At 63.8% G+C, this 23,671-nt stretch carries 24 protein-coding genes, 2 tRNA genes and 1 pseudogene; 12 read left to right on the plus strand and 15 right to left on the minus strand.

The genetic code is table 11. From position 1 onward, the window contains the following. The first annotated feature begins 72 nt into the window (after positions 1 to 72). Entirely contained in the window at positions 73 to 1,056 is a 984-nt protein-coding gene (locus Q0964_RS12940; RefSeq protein WP_299268265.1) for a halocyanin domain-containing protein, read from the plus strand. Here the strand turns inward: Q0964_RS12940 and Q0964_RS12945 are convergent. After that, on the minus strand, positions 1,053 to 2,018 hold the full coding sequence (locus Q0964_RS12945; RefSeq protein ID WP_349254469.1) for a haloalkane dehalogenase: 966 nt from the start codon (positions 2,016 to 2,018) through the stop codon (positions 1,053 to 1,055). The two genes, Q0964_RS12940 and Q0964_RS12945, sit on opposite strands and share 4 nt — an antisense overlap. 95 nt (positions 2,019 to 2,113) lie before the next feature. Here Q0964_RS12945 and Q0964_RS12950 point away from each other — a divergent pair, with 95 nt between their 5' ends. After that, positions 2,114 to 2,401, plus strand: a complete 288-nt coding sequence (locus tag Q0964_RS12950) for a ubiquitin-like small modifier protein 1 (RefSeq protein ID WP_299268271.1) — start codon at positions 2,114 to 2,116, stop codon at positions 2,399 to 2,401. 309 nt (positions 2,402 to 2,710) lie between these two features. Here the strand turns inward: Q0964_RS12950 and Q0964_RS12955 are convergent, their stop codons facing one another. The 3 genes from Q0964_RS12955 to Q0964_RS12965 all read right to left on the minus strand — a co-directional run bounded on the left by Q0964_RS12955 (position 2,711) and on the right by Q0964_RS12965 (position 5,652). Next, a complete protein-coding gene (locus Q0964_RS12955; protein WP_299268274.1) occupies positions 2,711 to 3,562 on the minus strand; it encodes a DUF4399 domain-containing protein in 852 nt (283 codons plus the stop codon). 170 nt (positions 3,563 to 3,732) lie between these two features. Further along, the gene (locus tag Q0964_RS12960; RefSeq protein ID WP_299268277.1) at positions 3,733 to 5,076 is read right to left on the minus strand and encodes an RNA-guided endonuclease InsQ/TnpB family protein; all 1,344 of its coding nucleotides are present in this window, start codon (positions 5,074 to 5,076) and stop codon (positions 3,733 to 3,735) included. Positions 5,077 to 5,579: 503 nt separating this feature from the next. Next, positions 5,580 to 5,652, minus strand: a tRNA-Arg gene (locus Q0964_RS12965). A gap of 80 nt (positions 5,653 to 5,732) precedes the next feature. On the opposite strand from Q0964_RS12965, the gene Q0964_RS12970 reads away from it, so the two are divergent. Beyond that, on the plus strand, positions 5,733 to 6,209 hold the full coding sequence (locus Q0964_RS12970) for a cupin domain-containing protein (RefSeq protein WP_299268280.1): 477 nt from the start codon (positions 5,733 to 5,735) through the stop codon (positions 6,207 to 6,209). A 102-nt stretch (positions 6,210 to 6,311) separates the two neighbouring features. On the opposite strand, the gene tatA is transcribed toward Q0964_RS12970, so the two are convergent. Beyond that, the gene (gene tatA / locus Q0964_RS12975; RefSeq protein WP_299268282.1) at positions 6,312 to 6,599 is read right to left on the minus strand and encodes a twin-arginine translocase TatA/TatE family subunit; all 288 of its coding nucleotides are present in this window, start codon (positions 6,597 to 6,599) and stop codon (positions 6,312 to 6,314) included. Between the two features lie 629 nt (positions 6,600 to 7,228). Here tatA and Q0964_RS12980 point away from each other — a divergent pair. Then, positions 7,229 to 7,702, plus strand: a complete 474-nt coding sequence (locus tag Q0964_RS12980; RefSeq protein ID WP_299268285.1) for a redoxin domain-containing protein — start codon at positions 7,229 to 7,231, stop codon at positions 7,700 to 7,702. 46 nt (positions 7,703 to 7,748) lie between these two features. Beyond that, positions 7,749 to 8,574: pseudogene (locus Q0964_RS12985) on the plus strand (HD domain-containing protein). Between the two features lie 7 nt (positions 8,575 to 8,581). Here Q0964_RS12985 and Q0964_RS12990 read toward each other — a convergent pair. After that, positions 8,582 to 8,860 carry a hypothetical protein gene (locus Q0964_RS12990; RefSeq protein WP_299268287.1) on the minus strand — a complete coding sequence of 93 codons (279 nt, stop codon included), beginning with the start codon at positions 8,858 to 8,860 and terminating at the stop codon, positions 8,582 to 8,584. A gap of 101 nt (positions 8,861 to 8,961) precedes the next feature. On the opposite strand from Q0964_RS12990, the gene Q0964_RS12995 reads away from it, so the two are divergent. Further along, positions 8,962 to 10,257: an MFS transporter gene (locus tag Q0964_RS12995; protein WP_299268290.1), complete on the plus strand. Its 1,296-nt coding sequence runs from the start codon at positions 8,962 to 8,964 to the stop codon at positions 10,255 to 10,257. A gap of 1 nt (position 10,258) precedes the next feature. On the opposite strand, the gene pdhA is transcribed toward Q0964_RS12995, so the two are convergent. Then, positions 10,259 to 11,374 (minus strand): pyruvate dehydrogenase (acetyl-transferring) E1 component subunit alpha, encoded by a 1,116-nt coding sequence (gene pdhA / locus Q0964_RS13000; RefSeq protein WP_299268293.1) that lies wholly within the window; start codon positions 11,372 to 11,374, stop codon positions 10,259 to 10,261. A gap of 100 nt (positions 11,375 to 11,474) precedes the next feature. On the opposite strand from pdhA, the gene Q0964_RS13005 reads away from it, so the two are divergent. Together Q0964_RS13005 and Q0964_RS13010 are read left to right on the plus strand one after the other, a co-directional pair. Continuing rightward, the gene (locus Q0964_RS13005) at positions 11,475 to 11,906 is read left to right on the plus strand and encodes a hypothetical protein (protein ID WP_299268295.1); all 432 of its coding nucleotides are present in this window, start codon (positions 11,475 to 11,477) and stop codon (positions 11,904 to 11,906) included. Positions 11,907 to 11,989: 83 nt separating this feature from the next. Continuing rightward, a complete protein-coding gene (locus Q0964_RS13010) occupies positions 11,990 to 12,676 on the plus strand; it encodes a phosphoribosyltransferase (protein WP_299268297.1) in 687 nt (228 codons plus the stop codon). 65 nt (positions 12,677 to 12,741) lie between these two features. Here Q0964_RS13010 and Q0964_RS13015 read toward each other — a convergent pair whose 3' ends face one another. Then, complete coding sequence (locus tag Q0964_RS13015; RefSeq protein WP_299268300.1) at positions 12,742 to 13,434, minus strand: PH domain-containing protein; 693 nt, start codon at positions 13,432 to 13,434, stop codon at positions 12,742 to 12,744. A gap of 365 nt (positions 13,435 to 13,799) precedes the next feature. Between Q0964_RS13015 and Q0964_RS13020 the strand changes: the two genes are divergently transcribed. Then, a complete protein-coding gene (locus Q0964_RS13020) occupies positions 13,800 to 14,255 on the plus strand; it encodes an FxLYD domain-containing protein (protein WP_299268303.1) in 456 nt (151 codons plus the stop codon). On the opposite strand, the gene Q0964_RS13025 is transcribed toward Q0964_RS13020, so the two are convergent. The 6 genes from Q0964_RS13025 to Q0964_RS13050 form a co-directional block, all read right to left on the minus strand. After that, a complete protein-coding gene (locus Q0964_RS13025) occupies positions 14,233 to 14,433 on the minus strand; it encodes a hypothetical protein (RefSeq protein WP_299268305.1) in 201 nt (66 codons plus the stop codon). The two genes, Q0964_RS13020 and Q0964_RS13025, sit on opposite strands and share 23 nt — an antisense overlap. A gap of 147 nt (positions 14,434 to 14,580) precedes the next feature. Beyond that, positions 14,581 to 14,651 (minus strand) — tRNA-Gly (locus Q0964_RS13030). A 152-nt stretch (positions 14,652 to 14,803) separates the two neighbouring features. Continuing rightward, complete coding sequence (locus tag Q0964_RS13035; RefSeq protein WP_299268307.1) at positions 14,804 to 15,466, minus strand: class I SAM-dependent methyltransferase; 663 nt, start codon at positions 15,464 to 15,466, stop codon at positions 14,804 to 14,806. 36 nt (positions 15,467 to 15,502) lie between these two features. Continuing rightward, positions 15,503 to 17,917 carry a type II secretion system F family protein gene (locus tag Q0964_RS13040; protein ID WP_299268309.1) on the minus strand — a complete coding sequence of 805 codons (2,415 nt, stop codon included), beginning with the start codon at positions 17,915 to 17,917 and terminating at the stop codon, positions 15,503 to 15,505. 1 nt (position 17,918) lies between these two features. Then, positions 17,919 to 19,550, minus strand: coding sequence for a type II/IV secretion system ATPase subunit (locus Q0964_RS13045; RefSeq protein WP_299268311.1), 1,632 nt, complete (start codon positions 19,548 to 19,550; stop codon positions 17,919 to 17,921). Positions 19,551 to 19,673: 123 nt separating this feature from the next. Continuing rightward, the gene (locus Q0964_RS13050; protein ID WP_299268314.1) at positions 19,674 to 20,264 is read right to left on the minus strand and encodes a DUF7549 family protein; all 591 of its coding nucleotides are present in this window, start codon (positions 20,262 to 20,264) and stop codon (positions 19,674 to 19,676) included. 287 nt (positions 20,265 to 20,551) lie between these two features. Here Q0964_RS13050 and Q0964_RS13055 point away from each other — a divergent pair, with 287 nt between their 5' ends. Then, a complete protein-coding gene (locus tag Q0964_RS13055) occupies positions 20,552 to 20,992 on the plus strand; it encodes a DUF5793 family protein (protein ID WP_299268315.1) in 441 nt (146 codons plus the stop codon). A gap of 50 nt (positions 20,993 to 21,042) precedes the next feature. Then, positions 21,043 to 22,389 carry a phosphohexomutase domain-containing protein gene (locus Q0964_RS13060; RefSeq protein WP_299268318.1) on the plus strand — a complete coding sequence of 449 codons (1,347 nt, stop codon included), beginning with the start codon at positions 21,043 to 21,045 and terminating at the stop codon, positions 22,387 to 22,389. Here Q0964_RS13060 and Q0964_RS13065 read toward each other — a convergent pair. Continuing rightward, the gene (locus tag Q0964_RS13065; protein ID WP_299268321.1) at positions 22,386 to 23,183 is read right to left on the minus strand and encodes a hypothetical protein; all 798 of its coding nucleotides are present in this window, start codon (positions 23,181 to 23,183) and stop codon (positions 22,386 to 22,388) included. The two genes, Q0964_RS13060 and Q0964_RS13065, sit on opposite strands and share 4 nt — an antisense overlap. Before the next feature lie 97 nt (positions 23,184 to 23,280). Between Q0964_RS13065 and cdd the strand changes: the two genes are divergently transcribed. Continuing rightward, the gene (gene cdd, locus Q0964_RS13070) at positions 23,281 to 23,670 is read left to right on the plus strand and encodes a cytidine deaminase (protein WP_299268322.1); all 390 of its coding nucleotides are present in this window, start codon (positions 23,281 to 23,283) and stop codon (positions 23,668 to 23,670) included. Position 23,671: the final 1 nt, after the last annotated feature.

Consider the following 23,671-nt stretch of genomic DNA (forward strand, 5'->3'; position numbering starts at 1 on the left):
AGAGACGAAACTGCCAGTTGGATTCCGGCGGCGGTCAAGTGATTTATATCTGTGGCCGCAGAGGGTGTCCGCATGACACGGCAATCGAAGCGCCGAGCGTTTCTCCGGACTGCGGTCGTCGCAGCGGCGGTGGGTGTCGCCGGCTGTTCCGACGGCGGCTCTAGCGGGGACTCCACCGGGAACGACGACGACGATGGGACCGAAGACGGGACGCCGACGCCGACACCCGAGCAGACGGAAGCGGACGTGGAGACGCCGGACGAACCCGTCGAACCGGAAGGGCAGACGGAGCCCGACGAACCGGCCGACGTACAGAGCCCCAAGCAGGCCGTCGACGACTGGCTCTCGAACACTGATAACTACGACGGGAATGTCAACTCCCTGGTTCGACGGAACGACGTGACAATCGACGTCGGCGTCGACGACGGGTCGGGCGGTAACTTCGCGTTCGGCAGGCCCGCGATCAGGGTCACGGCGGGCACGGAGATCCAGTGGATCTGGCAGGACCCCAACAGCGCACACAACGTCCGCGAGCGTGACGAACTGTTCGACAGCGGGCGGCCCGTCACTTCGTCCGGAAAGACTTACACTGTGACGTTGACCGAACCCGGCGTCTACCTCTACAGGTGTTCGAACCACGGCAGTGCACTCGGGATGCGCGGCGCGGTCATCGTCGAAGAACAACAGACGCTCAGCGGCTACCCGGCGGTCGACGAGTGGCTCAGCGAGTACGACGAGTACAGCGGCCGCCTGACCGACAGGACCGGTGAAGCGTCGGTCGGGGTACAGGTCGGCGCGAGCGGCCCGGACGGCCAGAACCGGTCGTTCGACCCGGTCGCGGTCCTGGTCGACGTCGGAACCGAGGTCGTGTTCGACTGGACCGGTCGCGGTGGCTCACACGACGTGACCTGGGAGGACGGGGGCTTCGAGAGCAGCGACAACGTTCGTGACGCCAGCTACACGTACAGCGTGACGTTCGACGAGGCGGGGGTCTACCGCTACTTCTGCGAGGGCGACAAACCGATCAACGGCCGCGGTGCTGTCGTCGTCCGCTAAGTCCGCTCGACGAAGTCGACGACTTCCTCGGCGATCTCTTCCCCTCGGTCTTCCTGCAGGAAGTGTGCGCCGCCTTCGATCCAGACGTCGGGCTGGTCGGTCGCGGTCGGAAACAGGTCACGCAGGAAGTCACGCGACCCGTGCGTGATGGGGTCGGAATCCGAGAACAGCACGAAGACCGGTTTCTCCCAGTCCGTGAGGGCCTCCGTTGCATCCCCGATTATTTCCGCACCCTCCATGTCCGGTGCAACCGGTACTCGACTCGGGAGGATACGCGCCCCTGCCATGTGGTCCTCGGACGGGAACGGCGCGCGGTACGCCTCGACGACCGCCTCGGAGAGGTCCGTGAGACAGCCACCTTCGACGAGTTGCCCCACGTCGAAGTCGGGGTCCTCTGCGGCCATATCTTTGAACTCGTGCCAGATATCCGGCATCGACTGATTCCCGTCCATCAGTCCGGTGTTCATCGGCACGAGTCGGGCAAATCGGTCGGGGTTGTTCGCCGCCATCGGCAGTCCGAGCAACCCACCCCAGTCCTGGCAGATTAACGTTACGTTCCGGAGGTCGAGTCTCTCGACGAACCGCACGACCGTGTCGTACATGGCTCCGTACGTGTAATCGTCCTGTTCGGGCCACTTGTCGGAGCGACCGAAGCCGATCATATCCGGCGCGACCACGCGTCCCGCCTCCGAGAGCGTGGGAATCATCGTCCGGTAGAGGTACGACCACGTCGGTTCTCCGTGAAGACAGAGGAACGTCTCGTCGCCGTCACCAGTTACGTCCACGTACGCCATTTCGGGGCCGTCTTCGTCGTCGGAACGCGAGGCGGTCCGGTCGTCCGGCGGAGGGTCCTCCCCGACGTCGACGTAGTTGGCCTCGTAGTCGTACCCCGGAAGGTCCTCGAACCGCTCGGCCGGTGCTCGGTTCAGTGACACGTAACTTTCCACTCGGCGGTCGGTCATAGTTATTTTCCTTCCAGAGGTAACTTCCCCCCCCAGAGAGCTAACAGCGTTGGACGGGCCGCCGCGCTTAACAGGGAGCCGGCCGGAGAGCGGCCATGCGCGTGGTGTTCCGTACGTACGCGACGGTCCGTGACAGCGTCGGTGAGAAACGGCTCGAACGGGAGTTCGAGGCGGGGACCACAGTTGGCGAGGCACTTTCGGAACTCGCCACCGACCACGAGGGTCTCGGCCCGCTTCTGTTCGACGGGGGCGGCGACCTCAGACCGCACGTCAACGTTCTCGTCGACGAGGAGAACATTCGAGACGGGGACGGCCCGTCGACTACGCTGTTCGACGGCGCGACGGTCAGCCTCGCTCCGGGCGTCGCCGGTGGACGATGGTGACGACGGATCAAAAAATGGCTCGTTCCACGTGATTCGTCCCGTGGCAGGACGTGCTGTTCCCGGTTAGACCAGACCGCGGAGTCCGCCCGGTATCGGCATCTCGGACTCCCGGTCTGTCTCCTCTCCATCCCGGTCCTCCTCGCCGGAACCGGACCGTTCCGCTCGTGCCATACTACATCTCCGTGTTGTGCATTATCCAACAAAAAGTTTGTTACTGTCTGCCACTAGCCGGAAGGTTCGTCGCAGGAACGGTTCCTTCGTGTGAACCAACTGCCGGTCGAGCCGAACAGGACGGCTCGGGGCCGGCTCTCACTCGGTCGTAACGGTCGTCTGGGCCTGGACCATCGTCGCTCGGTGCGTACCGGTTCCGACCTGGAAGTGGATGGTGTGTTCGCCCGATTCGTAGGCGTCACCGAGCTGCTCTGCCAGGTCGATGGAGCCGCTTGTCGAGCCGTCGCCGTAGTGGATATGATTGGCGTCGCTCGGGATCACCTCACCGACGGGGACGGGGTCGGTGTAGATGACGGCGTGGAGGTGCCCGGCGTTGGCGTTGATGTCGCCTGACGATTCGATGGTGTAGTTGTTCGCCGTCACGTCCCACTCGACGACGCTCCCGTCGACGCTGGCCGAGAGGTCGAGACTGGCGGTGTCTTCGACGGTCACTTCGGCAGTGTCGGTCAGACCCATCGCCGTGTGTTCGCCGTCGCCGACCTGCAGATGGAGCGTATGGTCGCCGGGGTCAAGTTCGAGGACGCCGTTTTCCTGCCCCGTCCCATAGTGAATGTGCTGGTCGTCACTGGGAATCGTCTCGCCCGGGGTGACCGGTTCGGTGTCCAGTATAACGTGGTAGTGGCCAGCACCGTCGTTGACCGGGCCCGATTCCTCGATGGTGACACCACTGGCCGAGGCGTCCCACTGGACGGACGGACTGTTGAGCGTCGTCCCGTCCGACGGGACGTCGAAAGAAACCGACGCGTCACTCCCGACGCCGTTCATGTACCCACCGTCGTCCGGTGTATCTGCCGGTTCGGCAGTGTCTGTCGGACTGCCCGATTCGGTTTCCGTTCCGTCTCCGTCACTCGACGTACACCCCGCTACCCCCGCTGCGGCCGCGCCAGCAGCCAGACCGAGGAATTTGCGTCTGTCAAATTCTCCGAACATGTCGCATCTTGATATGTCCTCGGAGGAGATAAATACGGTTCGAATCTCCTCAATATTTACCAGCATACCGCCGGACGCCGAACCGACAGCCGGCCATTCACGCTTCGGGTACAGATGACATCCTCCCCGTGGTGAACGACGGGGTTTCCTCCGTGGGAGTCTCAGCCGGTCTAGGACTCGCCGGAGGCAACATTCCCGCCACGGTGGACGGTACTCTGGTCTGTGCGCTGTTGTTTGGGACGATGAGAGTGTGATACCTCCAGCCATTCGTGGCTGTCCCACTCCAACCGCACGGGCCGTGCCATCGGCCTGACTTCCTTGCTCGTATGCCGCTTTAGGAACGTTTCTGAGGCTGTAAGGTCGGCGTGCCCCTCGAACCCACACGGACAGGTGAGCGTGTCCCGATGCCGTGTCGTTCGGTCTGTGCCGCCACACTGCGGGCACTCCTGACTGGTCCACGCTTCCGACCGGACTTCCACCGAGATGCCATATTCCTCGGCGGTACACGCCAGTCGCTCGGTGAATTGCTTGAACGCCCAGAAGTTGTGGGTCTTCGCGTTCACCCTGACCGACCAGTTCGTGTCCAGCACGTCGGTCAAGCCACCGATATACACCGTGTCCACCCCCTCGGCGTACAGTCGTTCGAGTAGGTCACGACACAGTGCCTCTTGTGCGTGGTCGCGGCGACGAGTGCGTTTCCGGTATAGCCGCCGGATACGCTCGCTACTGTACCTACCTTCTTCGAGTTTCGACTGCAGCCGGGCGATTTCTCGCGTCGTCTCGCGGAACCGCTGAAACAACTCGCGGCCTTCGTACAGGTATTGCTCCCCGGTCGTGGTGGTACAGGCGACGAGATTGTTTGCACCAATGTCCAGAGCGGCCTTTTCGTCGGCCAGTGGAGTATCCCGTGCATCGTCAGAAACAGTCACGGGTTGCGAAGCTCGGAAGGTGCTGTCAGTCTCGTCGTACCACAATTCCAACCGGCTCTGGTCCTCGTAGTCAGGCCAGTTCGGGTCGCCAACGATTTCGAACCGAAGACGGCTTTTCGGGCTGTTGTGCCTGTCACGGAGTTCTTCTCCGACAACCATCTCAAGGCGGGAGCGGTCGCCCCACTCGACGGTGTAGGCGTCCTTTCGGACGACGCCTTTCAGAACACGTCCGTCGTCTTCGTTGCCACGGAAGCCCGGCGGTTCCGGGTGTTCCGTGACCGACGTGTTCGATTCGTCGTGATACGCCTCCTTGTTCTCGAAGAACCCGCGCCATGCTTCGCTGTTTGCTCGCCGGACAGTTTGAGCGGTGGACGCGCCGAGAACGCCTTTGTATTTGCCTTCGAGAGCGCCAGTATCAGCGTCCCACACATCTTCACCCTCGAAGCCGTCCTCGTCGTTGTAGCGCATGAGGCGCTGGTAATTGATTTCGTTCCAGAGAGCGGCGGAAGCGTCCAACAGGTCGCGTAGCACCTGCTCATCGTCGTCGGTGAGCGGTCGCACGACAAACGTGTTGGCACGCTTCACGACGACAGATTGTTAGGCTGTTGTGAATAAAAGACTGTTGGACCATGCGACCAAACGTAGAAATAACTCACACGCTACAGGGACGTATCAAAGACTTCGCAGAGGAACACGACCTGACGCTATCAGAAGCCTATAAAGAGTTGTTAGAAGCCGGACTCGACACGTTTGAGACTCAAGACCAGTAGTAACGCGGCGGCTTCTCATCAGAGCTTACGCGATTCACTCCCGCCCTGTTCGCTCCTCAGTTCCGACTAAGCGTCGGAACGCTCGTCACTCACGGGAAGGGCGGGATTCTCTCGCTGTACCAAGATAGTTCACGGGGTCTGCCTTCTGTGGTCACGGGGACGGACCTCTCGTGTACGGCCGTTTCCTTCGGTCGCGGTCGTGGGTCGTGCCGGGACTCGAACCGTAACCAGACGTGCTGACCACGCTGTGTGTGACTGGCGGGGTTCGAATCTCGGGGCCGGTTCACTCGTCGCTCCCTGCGGTCGCTCATCGTCGCACGGGCGTGCCGGGATTCGAACCCGGGATCGAGAGGTTAGGAACCTCTCGCCCTGTCCGCTAGGCCACACGCCCTACTTCGTCTTGTGCAGCGTCAGTGAAAAACGATTTTCTTCGCTCCAAATGGTTATGTTGGAGCCACTGCAGGACCTAATATGGAGAAAGTCGCACTCGATGACGTCCGAGTCGAGAACAACCCGTTGGGCGTCCACTCGATCCGCAAACCCGTCTCCGACGCGCTAGGGACGACCGACTTCGCGTTCAACTACTTCGAACTCCAACCGGGCGAGTCCTTCTCAGGGGGGATGCACCGCCACCACGACCAGGAAGAACTGTTCTACATTCTGGCGGGGACGGCGACGTTCGAGACACCGGACGACGTCGTGGACGTCCCCGCAGACGGCTGTATCCGGTTCGAGCCCGGTGAGTACCAGACCGGCGGGAACGAGACCGACGACGTTGTCCGCGGGTTCGCGATCGGTGCACCCGACTCACGCCACGACTGGGACGGACTCGACGCACTGGTGTACTGCACCGAGTGCGAGAGCGAGACCGACCACGGGATGAGCCTCACCGACGACGGACAGTTCAGCTTCAGCTGCCGCGAATGCGGCAACGACCCGCAGACCTGACCGGCCACAGGCGTCTTCAGGAGGCAGGAACGGAACCCAGAAACCTCGCGGCCGGCGTCGGGACTGTGGGTGATTGCGGGCCGGAAAATTACGCGGGGCCGTTCAGTTACTCGTCGTCTCCGTACTGTCGCCTGTGGACTCGACGTTCGAGTCGACCTCGGAGCCGACCGAACCGCCGGCGTCATCCTCCACGTCGGGGCTCTGCATCTCTTCTAGTTCCTCTTCTATCTCTTCGCGGCCTTTCTGGAACTCGCCGATTGCCTGTCCGGACGAGCGTGCGAGTTCGGGAATCTTGTTCGCGCCGAACAGCAGGATTGCGATGAGCAGGATTACGAGCAGTTCCGGCCCACCGGGCATCCCCGGAACGACCAACGGAAACAAACCGGTCATGTGTACCTCAGAGTAGCCGGAGGCTTATTATAATCTTTTTGTTCGGACTAGCCCAGTTGATATCCCGGCCAGCACTGAGAGACGGTCGCCGTTGTCGACGATGAACCGCGTACTGGCGGCGGTCGAGTGTCGAAGCCGCGGCGGTCCGACGACGGGCGGTCCGCATGCGGTGTCGTCCGGATGGCACGTGCGGGGGTCGAAGTCCAGCCCGGAAGTCTCGGTGGCCCCCTCGTGCCGTCTCGAATCGGACGGACGCTCGCGATTCGCGATGGTCGCGAGGATACCGACTGCCGACGTTGCAGCCGGTGTCACGGCGGACTGTGCGGTACAGCCATCCGAGGACGTTCGACTCGCTCGGAGCGACCTAACAACAGGCTGTGACGGCAGGTGGCAGCGGCGGGTCCACGAGTGCACCCAGACTCTGGATCGACTTCGAGGACGGACAGATGTGACGTCGAACGGGCCACGAGCGGCTACGACTACACCGAGTTCGGTTCCTTCGGGTCGGCGGGCAGGTCGAGCGGACGGGTTGGTCCGGCGAGCCTCGACCGTCGAGCAGGGCCGACCTATCGGCAAACGGCGGCGATGGCATAACAGTAATCCCACACCCGCTCGAAATGTCGGCTGTTATGCCAGACGAAGGAGATACGGCCCCGGATTTCACTGCACCGCTCGCGAACGGCGACATCGGAGAGTTCACGCTCTCGGAAAACCTCGACGACGCACCACTGGTTCTCGCTTTCTTCCCCGGTGCGTTCACCGGCGTCTGCTCCCACGAGATGAGCGAGTTGCGCGACCGGATGGAGAACTTCGAGGAGGTCGGTGCGACCGTCTACGGTATCAGCGTCGACTCTCCGTTCGCACTCAACGAGTTTCGCGACACGCTCGACCTCGACTTCGACCTCGTCAGCGACGCCGACAAGGACGTCATCGAACAGTACGATATCAGCATGGACTTCGCCGACCTGGGTGTCAACGACGTGGCCAAGCGGTCCGTATTCGTCGTGAACGGCGACGGTGACATCACCTACATGTGGGTCAGTGACGACCCCGGTGTCGAACCCGACTACGACGAAGTGGAGTCGGCGGCCGCCGACGCCTGATCGGTAGTTCCCCTCACCGTTTTTACTCGCGTGTGAGTGTGTAAACCTGAGTGACTTCACCGGTGACAGCGATAGCAGCCTCACCGGCGACGGCCGTGTCTACGACGTCGACGGCGACCACATCTTCCCCGACGAGCGACTGACAGAGGCCCTCGACTACGTTCGGACCGACGGCGAGATTGCGGCGTATCTCGAAACTCAGAACCTCAACCCCACCGCACGGAAGCGATACAACGACCACGGCGAGAAACACGTCGAGATCGTCCGCAATCGGTCGCTGTGTCTCTACGACGGGGTGAGGGCGTCGAATTCAACGGTGCGGCCCGGCAGGGCCTCCCCGAGGCCGACGAGTCCGTCATCGTCGCACTGGCCGTGCCCCGCCAGGACATCGGCCACGTTTTTCACCGCGACGATCACCCGTACTACTCGATTCCGCTCGCCGCCGACCTGCTAGACCGTATTTTCCCCGACCTGGGGTACGACGTGGCCGAGACGGGTCGACTCAACGGCGAGGCTCTGCACGCGATACTCCGCCACCACCTCGAGGAGGACCCGCTGACGCTGGAAGTCGGGGTTCTCCGCGTCACGGACACATTGGACGTGGAACAGGAGCGCTCACGTATCCCCTACGAACGCGGCGGCCGCGGCATCAACACCGTCTCCAGCCAGGCGGTCAAGGCAGTGTCGTTCTACTCCGGCGAGGACAACACCGTCCTCGTCGAGATCGAAATAACCAACGCCGCCGGTGTTCACCAGGTCGACGACCTCCCGAAGGCCACGGTCGGAGGCTCCGGGCTGGGGAATCGACTCCGCATCGTCGCCCTCGATGCCAGGAGGACGACGACCGGATCGTCGAACGGCTTGAGCTGTAAGCCCCCGTTACCGTAGCTTTCGGTAGAGCATCTTGAACTGCAACAGAACACCTTCGAGGACGTTCGACGGGTCGAACCCGCTGTCGGGGTTCGCTGCGGGTTCGAGGGAGTCGACGGTTTCGCGGTCGACCGTCTCGATTCGGCCGGTGGCGCGACGACTGCCAGTTTCCTCCGCCACCAGCAGGAGCGTCACCGCGGCGTCGGTGTGTCCGACGACCCGGTACACGCCGGGTGGAATCGGTGCGTCGGGGCCAGCGTGGTAGTGGTCGTACGGGGCGATTCCCATGACCGACGGTGGTCGCGGCTGGAACATAAAACAGGGTGTGACCGTGGCGCACACGCGCGACGAGACGTAACCGCTTATGCTCGCGGGGGCCGAACACGACTGTGAGTGAAGACGCCGGCGGTGCACTGAGATTGGTTGGAAACGCCGAATTTCGGGCGCTCGCCAGCACGGCTTTCGCTCGGAGTCAGGCGTACTCGACAATCGTCATCGCACTGGCGCTGTACGCCGACCGCTTCTCGACGTCGGGGTTCATCGAAGGCCTGTTCGGCGCCGTCTTTGCCCTGACACAGTTGCTCGTCGTCCTCCCGCTGGGCCGAGTCGTCGACACGAACAACGCCAAGCGCATTCTCCTGCTGGGGCTCGGAATCAACGTCGTCACGTTCGTCGGTTTCATCCTGGTCTCGGCGGTCGAGCACGTCCTGCTCGTCCGGGTTCTCCAGGGACTCGGCGCGAGTATCCTCTGGATCACCGGCACGGCCGTCGTCGGCGAGATCGGTCCCGAGGACGCCCGTGGGCGCTGGCTCGGCGCGTACAATCAGGTCGGTGCGTTCTCCAGTCTGGCGGGCGACGTGCTCGGCGGCCTCCTGCTCACGCTCTATGGATTCACGCTCACGTACGCCCTCCTCAGCGGTGTGACGCTTCTGTCAGGGGTGCTCGTCTACCGCCACCTCCGGAACGACCCTGGCGGGCAGGCCGACCCCGGCAACCAGGGGAGTGTCGAGACGTTCAGACTGTTGTTCGCTCAGACGACGGTTCGTGCGCTGGTGATATTTAGACTCGGCCTCAGCTTCGGGAAGATGGCCGTGCTCATCTTCCTGCCGATCTACGCCCGGACCGAGTTCGGGATGTCGGCGTTGCTCGTCGGCGGCATCCTCGCGGGTGGGAAATTGACGAAGGCGATTACGCAGGGGTACGTCGGCGACCTCACCGACCGTCTCGGGCGAAAACACTGGTTCGTCTTCGTCGGGGCCACACTGTACGCGCTGGGTGCCGCGTTGATTCCACTGGCGGAGTTCGCCGTGGGCGTCGTTCCGGCCGTCTCGGTTCCCGTCCCGGCGACCGGCGCGGTTACGCTGCCGGCGGCGTTTTTTCCGCTCTTTCTCGCCTTCGGCGTGTGTGGCGTCGCGGACAGCATCCGTCTGCCCGCCAGTATGACGCTGTTCGTCGAGGCGGGCGAACAGTTCGACGCGGTCGCGGGAAGCATGTCGCTTCGCTCCATCGCCTGGAAGGTCGGACAGGTGGTCGGGCCGGTGACTGTGGGCACACTCTGGGACTACACCGACGTGTTCGTCGCCTTCTGGACCGCGAGCGGTCTCATCGCCGTGGCGACGCTTGCCTTCGGCGTCCTCTATCGGACCGACGCAGCCGGCAGTGACGAACCGGCGACTGCCGACTGATTTACTCGTCTTCGAGCAGTGCGTCGTCTCCGTGGCGCTCCCGGAGCGATTGGAACGCCTCCCGTTGCTCGCGAATCCGTGGCGTGTCGGACTCGTAGCCGTTGGCGAACAGCTGCTCGGGGTCCGGTTCGAACTCCTCGGCGGCATCGATCAGGTCGGCGACCGTTTCCCGGGCCGACTCCCGAATCCCGTCGACTCGGTCGTCGTCGAGCAGGTCACGGTCGCGGAGGAACGTCTCCATCCGCGGGAGCGGGTCGCGCTTCTTCCACTTCTCGACCTCCTCGTCGTCGCGGTACACCGAGGGGTCGTCCGCGGTCGTGTGTGCGCCGAAGCGGTACATCACCGCCTCGATCAGCGTCGGGCGGCACTGGTCGTCGTCGGGGTCCCTGGCCTTCCGGACGGCCTGACGGGTCACTTCGTAGACAGCGAGAGGGTCCATTCCGTCGACCTGGATCCCGTCGATGCCGTACGCGTCGGCCTTGCCGGCGATGGTCGGGCTCGCGGTCTGTCGCTCCCGGGGGTGGGAGATAGCGTACTGGTTGTTGTTGCAGAAGAAAATCGCCGGCACGTCGAAGACGCCGGCGAAGTTCAGCGCCTCGTGGAAATCACCCTCACTGGTCGCGCCGTCGCCGAAGTGACAGGCGACGACCCGGTCGTCGCCCTTGAGTTTGGCGGCCCAGGCCATCCCCGTGGCGTGAGGAAGGTGGCCGGCGATGGAGATGTTCAGCGGGAACACGTTTTTTTCGGCCAGCCACTCGTTGCCCCGCTCGTGGCCCATCCAGTACAGCAGGTACTCCGGTTCCAGTCCGCGCACGACCACGGCGCCGTGCTCGCGGTACTGAAAGGAGATCCAGTCTGCGTCGGCCAGGGCGTGGGTCGAGCCGACCTGTGCCCCTTCCTGGCCGGCCAGCGATGGATACGTGCCGAGTCGGCCTTGTCGCTGGAGACTGATCATCCGCTCGTCGAAGTGACGGGCGAGCCGCAACTGACGGTACATCTCGACGAGTCGTTCGTCCGGAATCTCGGGCACCGTCGCGCCCTCCAGGACGTGGCCGTCCTCGTCGAGGACCTGTACGCGGTCGCTGGCTTCGTCGCCCAGGGTCCCCTTGTTCGTCACGATGTAAAATGTGGACGGAGAGCCGGGACATAACGCTGTCGCTCGGCGAGGTGACCCCGTCCGACACAATGGTTTAGTACCGGCGGCCGTATCTTCAAATATGGGTAACACGCCCACCCAACAGCCATCCGAAGGTGACTCCTCGGACGCGGACGAATCGGGTGCTGGCGCGTCGGTACGGAAGGCGGTGGTCGGGTTCGCTCGGTCTACTCTCGACAGTGTCCGTCGTCGAGTCTCGGTGTTCCCGTCGCTCAATCTCGCGTCGGCGTTTGCCGTGGACGAGTCGGACGTCCCGGAGTCCCGACGCCTCCGCTCTGCGGACAGCAACGAGGAGGGCCGTCCCGAGAACTGCGACACAGAGACGACGTTTCCGAACCGCTCGCTCCCGCTCGTCCAGCCCGCTCGCGATACCGGGAGCACAAACGAGCCCGACCTGGAGGCCAGAAAGAACAACGGCCAACTTTCGATCTACTATCCCGACCGGACAGACGCGCGGATCACGTCCGACACCTGGAAAGACGTGGAGCGATAATCGACAGCGTCCGGTAAGACGGTCACAGCACGGGCGGTGACATTCAAGTTCGCGGCGCTCCGGGGGGTAAACGGTGAGTACCCGTGTCCGACCTGCCGGATGAATTCGACTGCACGATCACGAACTGGGACTACATCTACGGTCTCTGTCGCGAGGTGAGCGACCAGGTGAGGACAGCCGACTTCGAGCCCGACGTGGTCGTCGCACTGGCCCGCGGCGGCTGGTTCGCCGGCCGCTGTTGCTGTGACTTTCTCGGTCTCGACGACCTGACTAGTCTCAAGATGGAACATTACGTCGGCACAGCCGAGAAAGCCGACGAACCGTCCGTCCGCTACCCGATGCCGGAGGGGTCTGTCGAGGCAAAAGACGTGTTGATCGTCGACGACATCGCCGACACCGGCGGCTCGATCAGCCGTGCACACGACTACGTGACCGACCGCGACTGCCACGAGGTCCGCACCGCAACCCTCCAGTTACTCGACACCAGTTCCTTCGACCCCGATTTCGTCGGTGAACGCCTCGCCGAGTGGACGTGGGTCGTCTACCCTTGGAACTTCCTCGAGGACATGATCGACCTCGTCGCCGACGTGATGCGCGAGAGCGACGTCATGACCGAAACCGAAATCCGCCGCGCGCTCCGGACCGTCCACGGCATCGAACGCATCGAAATGGAGATTGCTCAGCCCGACCGCTTCGAGGAGGTGCTGGCCGAGATGGTCCGCCGCGATGTAGCGGAACCGTCCGGCGAGGGCTGGCGGCTTCTGGAGTGATCGATTCGACTGTAGCCCGCCACTTCACACGTCCAGGCACCGCATGAAACCGGAAATCGTTCAGACTACAGTTTGTCTAGCAGGACTGCCTTCTTTTCCTCGAACTCTTCGTCGGTCAACACGCCATCGTCGTGGAGTTCTTTCAGATTCTGCAACTGTTCCGTCGGGTCCGGCTCGGACTCCGCCTGAACCGTCTGTGGTTGGTGGGCAGCCTCGACTTTCTCTCTGATGAAACGCATCGCGTCCCGGAGTTCGTCCTTGGACGGGCCCTGTGCCTGAATGTGATACGTCTGCCCTTTGGTCTGGAGCGAGACGCGTCGATTGATGAGGCCGGTGTCGAGGTCGACGCTGGTCACCGAGCGGTACGGAATGTGTCGCTCGTCGTCGCCGAGGAACTGCGGAATGGCGATCACGATACGTTCGTCGGTCACTGCGGTGAAGATCCCCTTGAACGAACTCTTCCGGTCGCGGTCGTTCCCAAAGATGGAATCACCGGCGCTGGATCCTTCCACGTCGATGGTCCCCCCACGCCACATGTAGTGGACCCGTTCACCGTCGTCGAGGAGTGACGCAACTTTTGCGAGACGTCCCCCGTTCACCCACTCACCCCGTGGTTCGGCACCCAGGTGGTCGCTATCTTCACCACTCTCTCCGGCGTCGGTGTGTTGCGTTTCTGCGATCTCGTTCACCCGACCGCGAAACGACTGACTATCCGTGTCCTCGCTATCGCCGTCGAAATCGATATCAGACAGTTTCACCCCACACTGCCGACAGAAATTCTGCGTCGATGTGATAGAATTATTACACTTAGGGCATACTGGCATATGAGTCTGGTTTGTTGTTCCCAGAATAAATATTTCCCTCGAATATCTGCGACGGAAGTAGCCAACGATTATTAGTATTGATATTTCGGGCCGATAGATTTTAATTGTGTTGTAGTGTTTTATGTTAGATGACGGAGGAAGAGTCTGAAACTGTTTTCTGTACAGAATGTGGTGAAGAGATCGATGCGAGTGCGTCCCACTGTCCCGGGTGCGGTGCGAAACAGAGTGTCGAAGAGGCGGGAGGAAACGGGGACGGTAATCCGTCGGGCGATGGCGAAGAGTCGGGGCTACGGTACAGAATGCCTGGAATTAGCTCGCAGAACACGACTCGGCGGAACGCATTGATCGGGGGCGGGTACGCGATTTTGGGCCTCGGTGTCCTCGGGGCAGCATCGGACCCGGAATCGGGGTCGACGAACGGCGGTGGCGGCGACACCGGTAGCGGTGACGGTGGTGGCTCGGAATATCCCGATGCCGACGCGTATCACGAGGACTCCGGCATGGTGCTGTACGACATATCGGCGTCAGTGGGCGAGTTTTCGACGGACATCACGGGCGAAGCGGTGAACGAGAGCGGTGGCGACTACGAGTACGTACAGCTCACGTTCGCACTTTACAACGAGTCCGACGACAAAGTCGGTGATGCATTGGCAAATACGAACGGACTGGCCGCGGGACAGAGCTGGCAGTTCGAGGCGATTTCGACCGACTCGAACGCGTCGACCTACGAACTCAACGACGTGAGTGCGTATTAGAACGACACTCGCCGCCGTCGATTTCCACCGATCCGGCTACGATGGTAGCGATGGGGACGACGTTGACGAACAGGTCGGAGAGCAGTCGCCTGTCGAAGCCGCCCCGGTCTGCCTCCGAGTTCCGCTCCGCAGGCCGGTCGTCTTCGGCCCGCTCGGCCGTATCTGTCTCTCGTGGCATCGTCGGTTCGGTGTCGATAGAAAGGACTCAGAGCCTATTACTCCTGTTCTCTCGGTCGACGAGGTGGAGCGACGACGGGGCGGACGGCGACCCGCAGCGTCCGGCGATTCGCGATTCGCGTAACTCACGAACTGTTCGTCATCGGAATGCGGCGACCGGGATTTGAACCCGGGCCATGAGCTTGGAAGGCTCAGGTCCTACCACTAGACCATCGCCGCAGGTTGTTCACGCCGTTCGTTCGTGTGGCGGGCGTCACTTCGCTACGTCCAGCGACACATCGGCGCTCGAACGTCGCCCCGACCGGGATTACCAGTGATCTAGGCTGGGTCGCCACGGCGCGAGGTGACGCTCGATTGTTCCGCGTGCCAATTTATGTGGCTTTCCCTTCGCCGTCGGCCACCACGGCGTAACAGTTCCCACTGGAGCGGAACACGTCCACCGGCTCCAGTCTGCTGGCGTCCAAGTCTGCCCGGAACTCTTCGGGGCTGTAGATGTGGTAGAATCGCGGCACTCGCTCGCCGTCGGGAAGCGTCCAGTCGACTGTGGTATCGAATCCGTCCTCGGCGTCGAACCGGTCGTGGGTCGTACTCCAGGCGCTGACCAGCGCCCGGCCACCGGGCGCGAGGACACGAGCGAGTTCGTCTAGACTCGCCACGCGCAACTCCCGACTGGGGAGGTGGTGTAGCGTGGCGACGTAGACAGCCAGGTCGACGACGCCTGCCCGGACCGGGAGACTGGCGGCGTCACCCTGCACCAGTCGGACGGGTGTCCGCACGTCGGTGCCAGCGACGCGCTCGCGGGCCTGTGCGAGCAGGCCACGGCTCACGTCGACGGCGAGCACGCGGTCGGTACCGTCGGCCAGCAGTTCGGCGTGGCGACCGTTGCCACAGCCGAGGTCGAGCCCGACGCTGCCGCTGCGGTCGGTGCAGAAAGATTCGGTCTCCGGCCAGGCGTACTCGCGGGTTGCGGAAAAGTGGTCTGCGATCCGGTCGTAAGTGTCCCGGACGCCCGTCCGGGCCGGCTCGTCGTCCATGGCCGGGCTTTCCGGCCGGCGCTCAAGACGGTTGCGTTACCCGAAGGTAAACTCGACTCGGTTGGCGTCGACACCGGGCGGGTAGACCGTGTCGGTGCCGTCGCCCTCGTCGTAGGTCCGGTCTCCGTCCGTATCCTGGTGCGGTATCAGGACGACGGTTTCCTCGTCGTCTATCTCACGGTCGAGTTGGACCGTGATGTCCTTGGAGGTTCCCGCAGGGAGATGCTCGCTCACGCCGATTATTTCTCCATCGGTAGTACCCCGGCGGACGACGATGAAGCCGCCCTCGGAGAACGACGCGGATTCGACGTCCACCTCGGCTTTGCCGCCGAACTGACTCTCGGTGTTCATCGACGCGACCGGCGAGGACAGCAACAGGAAGGCAACGTAGGCGACGGTCAACAGAATGGCGGCGTGTTTGACCCCGTCACGGACCGACCCCTCTCCTAGCTGGCCGCCAACGAGGCCTGAAAAGAACGCTTGGACCATCCCGACGTGGAAGAAGACGAGAGTGTAGGCAGCCTTGTTGACGCTTCCAAACCGGGTGAACTGGCTGGGGTCGACTCCCAGGCGGTTGTTCGAGGAGGGCGTCGGGACGTTGTTGGGCAGGCTCGGGACCAGTACCTCCTCGACGGCGACGATGATGACCAGAAAGACGAGGAAGGCGACGTAGATGACGACGAGGTAGGTGAGCATCTGCCGACGGCGCTGGCGTTTCATCCGCAGGTCTGCGCGGGCCTGTGTGGCGGCGATGCGTAAGACAGCCCCGATGTTGCCGCTCGCCCGCATCGCGTTAGTCAGGAGTGTCACGGCGCGGGTGACGGGGACGGTCCGGACGCGCGTCCCGAACCGAACGAGCGCTCTCTCGACGTTCGCGCCGAGGCTCACGTCGGCCCAGATGCGTTCGATCTCGTCGGTCAGTGACCCGAGATCGCTCCCACGGATGCGGTTGAAGCTCTCGACGACGGACATCCCGGCCTCGTTGAGGCTGGCCAGTCGTTCGAGCATCTCCGGCGACTCTGCCTCGACCAGTTTGATTCGGCGCTGGCTGACAAAGCGGACGACGGCGTACGTTCCGAGGACGAACAGGAGTCCCTGAATCACCAGGTCGTCGAGGACGCGTACGTTGACGCCGACGCCGGTGAGCGCGGTCGGGAGCCGCGCTAACGTGACTACCAGCGCGAGCGGCACCGTCACGTACAACATCGCCGTCGGGTTTCGCAGAATCGTCTCGACTGGCGCGTTGAGAACGCGCTTGTACCGCTGGAGTCGGTCGTAGACGGCCAGTCGGTCGAAGTTGTGCGCCATTGCGCTCGCGCGGCCGCCGTCGGCGGCGGACACGTCGCCTCCGAGTGAGAGACCACCGCCTACGAGCGCGGACTCGTCGGGGGCCGGCGTGCCGGTACTCCCGATGCCGAGCAGCTCGAGTCGCTGGTTCAAGAACACCATGAACCCGACGTTGGCGAGTGGAATCGCCAGGTATCCAAGCAACTGGAGGATGCCGAGTGTGTCGGTGGTCGTCAGGCCGAACACGAGCAGGATGGTAATCAGAAAGAGCGTCCCCGCGACGAGAACGGTGACGTACGCTTCGGCGATGGTCGCCAGTAGTTCGAGCAGTTCCTCCTGTCGTTCCTCGGCTTCCTCCTGGTAGCGCTCGTACTGGTCGTGGAGGAACTGCGGGAGGCTCTGGCCGCTCTGGAGGACCGAGGAGAGATTCTCGCTGAACGTTTTGTACTCTTCGCTCGGCGTCCGTTTGGACATCCGGCGAATGGCGTTGATCATGTCGGTGCCGAACAGGTCCATCTGGCGGACGGCGACGGACATCTCGCGGGCGCTCTCCCCGTAAATCCCCCTGTTGTCCGCCAGTGTGCGCATGATCACCGGGAACGGCATCCCGCCACGCGAGAGAGCATAGAGGAAGGCGACAGTCCGAGCGAGGCTCTCGTTGATCCGACGACGGCGCGCCTCAGCGCGACTGGCCAGCAGTTGCCACCGCATGGTGTATGCCAGCGCTCCCGACACCATCGCCGAGACGACACCGCCAGCGAGGGCGACCACGAGGAACACGTCCGGGGCGAGGTCCAGCGACCAGGTCGAGGGCCGCCCCAGGACGGCTGTCATAGTGTTTGGCAGACCCGAGATGAGGCCGCCGATAAGCGGGATAGCGAGAACCAATCCGGCGATGACGTAGCCGCCGACGATTCCACCGAACACCGAAAACACGGCCGCGTAGAGGTACGTCTTGGCGGCGTACGCTCGGTACGTCTCGGGAACGTAGGCGGACTGCAACAGCTGTTTTCGCTCTCCCTGGTCGTCGACGAAGCGGCCGAATACGCCTCTAGAGATGCGAGCCAGCCGCTTGTTGAGGGTGTCGTTCGTCTCTACCACAATCAGGAGCGCCCCGAGGCCGAGTGCGAGCAGGGCCGGGAACAGCGAGAGCGGTGAGACCATCTCAGGACTCCACAACGATGTCGGCGTCCTCGATGCGGTCGAGGACAGCCTCACTGTCGGCGTAGTATTTGTTTACCATCGCGGTAAATCGTCGGTAGTCGTTGACCCCCTCCTGGCGGAGATACTGGAGGAAGGTCTTGCGGTTCCGGATTTCGCGGAGGAGCTCGGACTGGCTCCAACCTCGGTCCTCGCGTATCTCATCAAGCAGGTCGCTCCCGCTGTCGGAGAACCGGTCCTCGGTCGCCTGCCAGGAGTAGGTGTTCGAGTAGTCCAGTTCACCCGTCCGCTGGTCGATGCCCTCGATTTCGGCGAGGGTTCGCATCCGGCGAACGCGCTCGCCCTGGCTGCGTGTCAACACCTGCACGCAGAGGACGTCCAGGGACTGAACCATCGGCCGCGGCACGTTGATAGGGTCGTTCTCCAGCCGGTTGATGACGGTCTGCACCGAATCTGCGTGCATCGTGGAGAACGTCGTGTGCCCGGTGTTCATCGCCTGGAAGAGTGTGATCGCCTCCTCGCCCCGGACCTCGCCGACGATGATGTACTCGGGCCGGTGACGGAGCGCCGAGCGCAGCAGGTCGTACATGGTGATGTCGTCGTCGCCCAGTCGTTCGCGGGTCACCGAGGACAGCCAGTTGTCGTGGTACAGGGAGAGCTCGCGGGTGTCCTCGATGGTCAGCACCTTCGCCCGCGGCGGGACGAACATCGAGACGGCGTTCATCGAGGTGGTCTTGCCCGCGGCGGTCCCGCCCGCGAACAGCAGCGAGCGGTTGTTCTCGATGCACAACCAGAGGAAGGCTAGCATATCGAGATTCGCGGTGCCGTACTCCAGCAGGTCGATGGGCGTGAACGGTTCGTCGGCGTACTTCCGGATGGTAAACGCGGAGCCACGCGGCGTGACCTCCTCACCCAGGGCCAGTTCGATCCGGGAACCGTCGGGGAGCGTCGCCGAGACGACCGGGTCGGAGACGCTGACATGTCGGCCCGAGCGCTGTGCCAGTTGGATGACGAAGTTCGACAGTTCCTGGCTCTCGAAGCTGACGTTGGTCTCCACGTCCGTGTAGCCGTCGTGGTAGACGAATATCGGGAGGTTGGGACCGTCGCAGGAGATGTCCTCGACGTGAGGGTCGTGCATGATCGGGTCGATCTGCCCGTACCCGTGGAAGCGTCGATGCAGGTAGTAGAACAGCCGGTAGTAGGATTCGAGACCGATGTCGACGCCGTACTCCTCGAGCCGTTCCCGGAGTTCCGCGCGCAACGCGGCCTCCGGGTCGTCGGCCACGTCGTCGCGGTACAACAGTGGCTCGCGGATATCCTCCGCCAGCCGGTTTAGCAGGTCGGCTTCCAGTTCGTCGAGTTTGGGCTCGACGACGTGATAGCGGTGCTTGTCCTCCTCGTGGTCGTAGTTGATCGAAACGAACGAGAAGGGGACGTTCAGCCAGTATCGGTCGGTCTCCTCGTACCCTGGCAGGCCAGAGAATGAGATGAGCCGCTCGTGTTTGTCGGGGTCGTAGTTCTGCAACGGGAGCGTCGTCCCCCTGAGCAGATCCGCGGTGTAAGAGAGCCAACGACGGACCTCTTCGACCCGTGTGCGTCCGACCTCGTCACCGGCGCTCGCGTCTTTCCCTGCCATAGAGAGACCTCGCCGTCCGTCGAAATCGTTACCATCGCTAACGGACCCACTCACTTAAATTCGCATCTCGTTTCCGCGCGTTTAATCACGGGAACTGACAGGTCTGGCGTCGGTGACGGGCGCTCACTCCGGGGAGAGGTCGTCGTTCCCGTCGTTCGCGGCGATATCGGGGTCGTCGACGCGTTCGACCCGGAGGAGAGTGTAGGCGAATGCGTACTGGAAGACGACGCCGACTGGGAGCAGGATGCCGGGGAACGCGTCCGTCGGGATGCCCTCGATAGGGAGCGCGCCGAACTGCAGGAGTCCGCTGGCGACGGTGTGGAGGACAGCGGCCGTCAGCAGGAGACCGCCCATGATACGAACGGGGTCCCGGCGTGACGCCCGGAACCGACCCTCAAAGGCGTACATCGCCAGGCTCAGTAGGACGGCCAGGCCGACGACGGCGGCACCGACGGTCCAGACGGCGAAGGGAAGCGGGCCGGGCGCGCCGCTGTAGAACTCGACCGCCTCCCACGGCAACAAGACGAGTGGGTTCGGAGTCGGAACCTCGATGCCGAGCAGGACGCGGACCAGCAGGAACGGGAAGTGAAACTCGACCAGCGACCCGCCCTGAATCTCACCGACGGAGACCGATATCGACCACGGAATAAGCGCGCTCAGCCAGGCCGACACGACGGCGAGTTCCTCGGCGTACTCCGACTTGACCCAGACCATACCAGCCACCGCGAGCGCATCCCTCAAAAATCCCTGCGCCCGTTCGGAGTCGAGACACGGGGTCCGCCCGCCAGCCTCCGACTCGTCACCGTCACCAGTTCACCCGTGGCGATTCGAGCAACACTCGAACGATACTCGATATAAAAAGTCGTCCGGTGTTCACTCTCGCGGAGCCTTCGGTTCGCTCGAGCGGTCACGTGACCGTCGACCTGAGGGCGGCCGTCGACGCGTCCGGCCGATGCATGCGTTACGTTCATTGGGTCGGAAGACGTAGATGCTCTTAGCAAATGAGGCGCGATTATTTCACGCTCGAGTTGCGCGACGCTGGAGACGATGCAGTCGAGCAGCCGACGGTACACGTCGAGTACGATGGCCCGTCGGACGAACTCGAGACGCGCCTGAAACCCGGGTCCGACATCGATCTTGCGTTCCGTTTCCAGACACCGGTCGACGACGCCGACGCCGACGGTGTTCTCGCCATCACCGAACGCCTGACCGGCGAGTTCGTCCTCGAAGTCAACGCCGACGCCGACGACATCCTCGGCCTCGTGGACGCCGCGAAGGCCTACGGACAGGAGCAAAGCGACACACCCGGCTGTTTCAGTCTCGAGGTCGACATGACCGGCGGCGACCGCTTCGCCACCGAGAAACGGACGCTCCTCGTCTACGACGACGAGGGGAGTCTCCTCCGGAAGCACTCTCTGATTCCCTCCGGCGTCGAACTGTAGACGCCCGCGAACCGCTGCCATCTAAGTGTGTGTCGCTGTTCTCGACAGCTATGAAACTGTTTGGAACGGCCGGTATCCGCGGCCCGGTCGGGCAGCAGGTGACCCCGGAGCTGGCGCTGTCCGTCGGTCGTGCGGCGGCAGGCGACGGCGACGAGTTCGTCCTCGGGCGCGACGGGCGAGAGACGGGGCAGGCGCTTGCGGCCGCGGTCGCGGCCGGACTGGAGAGTGGCGGTGCGACGGTACGACGGATCGGCGAGGTACCCACGCCGACGCTCGCGTACGCTTCCCAAGGCCGACGCGGCGTGATGGTCACCGCCAGTCACAACCCCCCGACCGACAACGGCCTCAAACTGTTCGTCGACGGGCGAGAGTACGGCGAGGACGCCGAGCGACGGCTCGAAAACCGGGTGGCCGACGACCCAGAGCCGGTGGCCTGGGACGCGTGGGGAACGGCGACCGACCTCGACGTGATAGAGCGATACCGCGAGGCCGTCGTCGGGTACGCCGAAGAGGTCGGCGCGTCACCGGAGGGGCTGACCGTCGCCGTCGACTGTGGCAACGGGGTCGGGAGTGTCGCGGCGCCGCAGGTCCTCCGGGCGCTCGGTGCGGAGGTGCGCGCGCTGAACGCGACCGTCGACGGCCACTTTCCCGGCCGGGAGAGCAAGCCGACGCCGGAGAGCCTGACCGACCTCCGGGCGTTCGTCGCGGACGGCAACGCCGACATCGGAATCGGGCTGGACGGCGACGCCGACCGTCTCGCCCTCGTCGACGCCGACGGCGAAGTGGTCCACGAGGACACGGTACTGGCGGTTCTGGCCGAGCGGTACGTCCGCGAGAGCGAGGCCACGGACCCGGTAGTCCTGAGTACGCCGAACGCCTCGGCGCGGGTCGACGAGCGGGTCACGGCCGCTGGGGGGCGCGTCGAGCGGACGGCGCTCGGCGTCCTCCACGAGGGTCTCGCCGACGTTCGCGCCGACGGTGGCGAGGAGACGACGGTGGTCTTCGCGGCCGAGCCCTGGAAGCACGTGCACACCGGTTTCGGTGACTGGATCGACAGCGTGGTCAGTGCAGCCGTCCTCGTGAGGTTGGTCGCCGCCTCGGGACTGGACCGTCTGACGGAGCCGGTGACGGAACGACCGTACCGGAAGGCGAACGTCGAGTGTCCGGACGGGGTCAAAGCCGACGCGATGGGGACGCTGGAAACGCGCCTCCCCGAGCGGTTCCCGAAGGCGGCCGTCGACACCGAGTACGGCGTTCGGCTCTCGTTTCCCGACGCGTCGTGGGTGCTCGTGCGACCGAGCGGAACGGAGCCGTACATCAGAGTGTACGCGGAGAGTGACGAGGTGGACACGCTGGTGACGGAGACGGTCACCGCCGTCGAACGCGCCGTGAACTAACGACCCGCGTGGGTCTCGAGCGTGGATTGTAACTGTTCGGGGTCGGGGCCGGGGGCGAGGTCGAGCCGGTAGACATCGGTGAACCAGCCACGCGGCCGGACGACGAGCGAGTCGTCTGTGACGGTGTAGGAGCCGACGTCTTCCCATCCGGTGAACGCACCGTCGACGGCCAGGCCCGCGTCGGTGACGACGACGGAGCGGTCGTCCGAACGGAGGATTCCCAGCGCGAGCGGCACGACGACCAGCAGTGCGAGGACGACTGCGAGCGGCACCTGCTCCAGTAGTACTAGCACGCCGAGCAGACCGGTGACCGCGCCCAGTCCGACGGCTAGCGCGCCGTAAGTGAACCGGCGCTCTCGCCGGTCGGGACGCGTCTGGAAGCTGTATAGGACCGTTGCGGCCTCGATGCGCGAGACGGTCACCGAACGGGTCCCGAGTTCGACCAGCGCGACGGCCGGCGCGATGGCCAGCACGCCCAGCGTCGCCGGTCGGATCAAGAGCGCCAGCGGACTGATGCCGGGATTGTGCGCGAGGAGCGCGATGAGCCACACGAGGTAGCCAAGCGGCAGGACGACCGGCGGAACGGCCGCGAGAAGCGAGGTGACGAGCCGCTCCACGTCGAGACGACCGCCGAGCGCGTAGCCTACCCCGCCAGCGGCGAGACCGGCAACCGCCAGACTCACCCAGAGGTCGACGACACCGGACACCCGCGCCAGCACGGCGGCGAGTGGGCCCACGAGCAGGGCTAGATAGGTCCCCACCAACGACCGATAGAGCGAGCGCGTATACCGCATGCGTTTCCATTGTCAGTACCTCCACATAAATCACCCGTCAGTTCGACACGTGGAGTCGGGGGAGGATACTTGTCCGGTCGCCCCATCGAAACCGGCTATGGAGAATCTGGTCGAGCGTGCGCGGTCGGCACGGGACGACGCACACGTCCCGTACTCGGAGTACCGTGTCGGTGCTGCGCTCCGGACGGCGGACGATACCGTCTTCACCGGGTGTAACGTCGAGAACGCCAACTACAGCAACAGCATTCACGCCGAGGAACTGGCCGTCGGGAAAGCGGTCGAGGCGGGCCACCGCGAGTTCGGTCGCCTCGCGGTCTCTTCGAGCGAGCGCGACGGCGTGACCCCCTGCGGGATGTGCCGCCAGACCCTCGTCGAGTTCTGTGACGACGACCTCGTCGTAGTCTGTGACGAGGGCGACGCGACGAGCGAGTATCGTCTGGGCGGACTGTTGCCCGACGCCATCAGCGCAGAGACCCTGGGGAAGTGAG

The organism is Halorientalis sp., assembly GCF_028275115.1.
Taxonomy (GTDB): domain Archaea; phylum Halobacteriota; class Halobacteria; order Halobacteriales; family Haloarculaceae; genus Halorientalis.

Coding starts and splice junctions, on each gene's coding strand:
- Q0964_RS12940 (WP_299268265.1), top strand. CDS start 73: ATGACACGGCAATCGAAGCGCCGAGCGTTTCTCCGGACTGCGGTCGTC.
- Q0964_RS12945 (WP_349254469.1), bottom strand. CDS start 2,018: ATGACCGACCGCCGAGTGGAAAGTTACGTGTCACTGAACCGAGCACCG.
- Q0964_RS12950 (WP_299268271.1), top strand. CDS start 2,114: ATGCGCGTGGTGTTCCGTACGTACGCGACGGTCCGTGACAGCGTCGGT.
- Q0964_RS12955 (WP_299268274.1), bottom strand. CDS start 3,562: ATGTTCGGAGAATTTGACAGACGCAAATTCCTCGGTCTGGCTGCTGGC.
- Q0964_RS12970 (WP_299268280.1), top strand. CDS start 5,733: ATGGAGAAAGTCGCACTCGATGACGTCCGAGTCGAGAACAACCCGTTG.
- tatA (WP_299268282.1), bottom strand. CDS start 6,599: ATGACCGGTTTGTTTCCGTTGGTCGTTCCGGGGATGCCCGGTGGGCCG.
- Q0964_RS12980 (WP_299268285.1), top strand. CDS start 7,229: ATGCCAGACGAAGGAGATACGGCCCCGGATTTCACTGCACCGCTCGCG.
- Q0964_RS12990 (WP_299268287.1), bottom strand. CDS start 8,860: ATGGGAATCGCCCCGTACGACCACTACCACGCTGGCCCCGACGCACCG.
- Q0964_RS13005 (WP_299268295.1), top strand. CDS start 11,475: ATGGGTAACACGCCCACCCAACAGCCATCCGAAGGTGACTCCTCGGAC.
- Q0964_RS13020 (WP_299268303.1), top strand. CDS start 13,800: ATGCCTGGAATTAGCTCGCAGAACACGACTCGGCGGAACGCATTGATC.
- Q0964_RS13025 (WP_299268305.1), bottom strand. CDS start 14,433: ATGCCACGAGAGACAGATACGGCCGAGCGGGCCGAAGACGACCGGCCT.
- Q0964_RS13035 (WP_299268307.1), bottom strand. CDS start 15,466: ATGGACGACGAGCCGGCCCGGACGGGCGTCCGGGACACTTACGACCGG.
- Q0964_RS13040 (WP_299268309.1), bottom strand. CDS start 17,917: ATGGTCTCACCGCTCTCGCTGTTCCCGGCCCTGCTCGCACTCGGCCTC.
- Q0964_RS13045 (WP_299268311.1), bottom strand. CDS start 19,550: ATGGCAGGGAAAGACGCGAGCGCCGGTGACGAGGTCGGACGCACACGG.
- Q0964_RS13050 (WP_299268314.1), bottom strand. CDS start 20,264: ATGGTCTGGGTCAAGTCGGAGTACGCCGAGGAACTCGCCGTCGTGTCG.
- Q0964_RS13055 (WP_299268315.1), top strand. CDS start 20,552: ATGAGGCGCGATTATTTCACGCTCGAGTTGCGCGACGCTGGAGACGAT.
- Q0964_RS13060 (WP_299268318.1), top strand. CDS start 21,043: ATGAAACTGTTTGGAACGGCCGGTATCCGCGGCCCGGTCGGGCAGCAG.
- Q0964_RS13065 (WP_299268321.1), bottom strand. CDS start 23,183: ATGCGGTATACGCGCTCGCTCTATCGGTCGTTGGTGGGGACCTATCTA.
- cdd (WP_299268322.1), top strand. CDS start 23,281: ATGGAGAATCTGGTCGAGCGTGCGCGGTCGGCACGGGACGACGCACAC.